This is a genomic window from Clostridium sp. CCUG 7971 (assembly GCF_017590215.1).
Taxonomy (GTDB): domain Bacteria; phylum Bacillota; class Clostridia; order Peptostreptococcales; family Peptostreptococcaceae; genus Faecalimicrobium.
On the sequence record NZ_JAFFPK010000168.1, the window covers coordinates 1 to 1,304 of the forward strand.

Annotated in this window: 2 protein-coding genes; both read right to left on the reverse strand. The window is 36.9% G+C overall.

Annotated elements, in window-relative coordinates; all coding sequences use genetic code 11:
- Positions 1-939 (reverse strand): GTP-binding protein (locus tag JWF52_RS17550; protein WP_208334782.1); only part of this gene is annotated, 939 nt, incomplete at its 3' end.
- 49 nt (positions 940-988) lie between these two features.
- On the reverse strand, positions 989-1,304 hold a 316-nt coding region (rpsG, locus tag JWF52_RS17555; protein WP_208334783.1), incomplete at its 5' end, for a 30S ribosomal protein S7.

Genomic DNA, 1,304 nt, shown 5'->3' on the forward strand with positions numbered 1-1,304 from the left:
TTTGAATGCTAAAGCTGAGAATGGTTCTTCATCAGATGAATGTCTCTCTGCTTCTTCACCATCTTCTAATATACCTTTTATAGAAGCTATATCAGTTGGAGCTGGTAAGTAATCAACAACACCATCTAATAATAACTGAACACCTTTGTTCTTGTATGCAGAACCACAGAATACTGGGTTCATTTCACATGCTATAGTAGCTTTTCTTATAGCAGTTTTTATTTCTTCTACAGAGAACTCTTCACCTTCAAGATATTTCATCATTAAGTCTTCATCAGTTTCAGCAACAGCTTCTACAAGCTTCTCTCTCCACTCTTGAGCTAATTCTTTCATATCTTCTGGTATTTCAGTTTTTATTATTTCTACTCCTAAGTCATCTTTGTATATGTGAGCACACATTTCTACTAAGTCAACTTCACCTTCTAACCAATCTTCTTTACCTATTGGTAATTGAACTGGCACAGCATTTGCTGCTAATCTATCTTTCATCATAGCTACAACATTGTAGAAATCTGCACCCATGATGTCCATTTTATTTACGAATGCCATTCTAGGTACTCCGTAGTTATCTGCTTGTCTCCATACGTTCTCAGATTGAGGCTCAACCCCACCTTTAGCACAGAAAACAGCAACAGAACCGTCAAGAACTCTTAGAGATCTTTCAACTTCAACAGTGAAATCTACGTGTCCTGGAGTATCTATTATGTTTATTCTATGGTCTTTCCAAGCAGCAGTAGTAGCAGCAGAAGTTATTGTTATACCTCTCTCCTTCTCTTGCTCCATCCAGTCCATTTGAGAAGCTCCTTCGTGAGTTTCTCCTATTTTATGAGTTTGCCCTGTATAGAAAAGGATTCTTTCTGTAGTAGTAGTTTTTCCTGCATCTATATGAGCCATTATTCCTATATTTCTAGTTCTTTCTAAAGGAAACTTTCTAGCCATGGTTCTCCTCCTTACGATATCCCTTTAAAGGTATCAATATATCCTGATATTAGAATCTGTAATGAGCAAATGCTTTATTAGCTTCTGCCATTTTATGAGTATCTTCTTTCTTCTTAACTGAAGCTCCCGTGTTGTTAGCAGCATCCATTATTTCTTTAGCTAGCTTTTCAACCATTCCCTTTTCTCCACGAGCTCTAGTGTAGTTTACTAACCATCTTAATCCTAGAGTTTGTCTTCTTTCAGGTCTTACTTCAATAGGTACTTGGTAGTTAGCTCCACCAACTCTTCTTGCTTTAACTTCTAAAACTGGCATTATGTTTTCCATAGCAGTATTGAATACCTCTACAGCCTCTTCACCTGTTTTT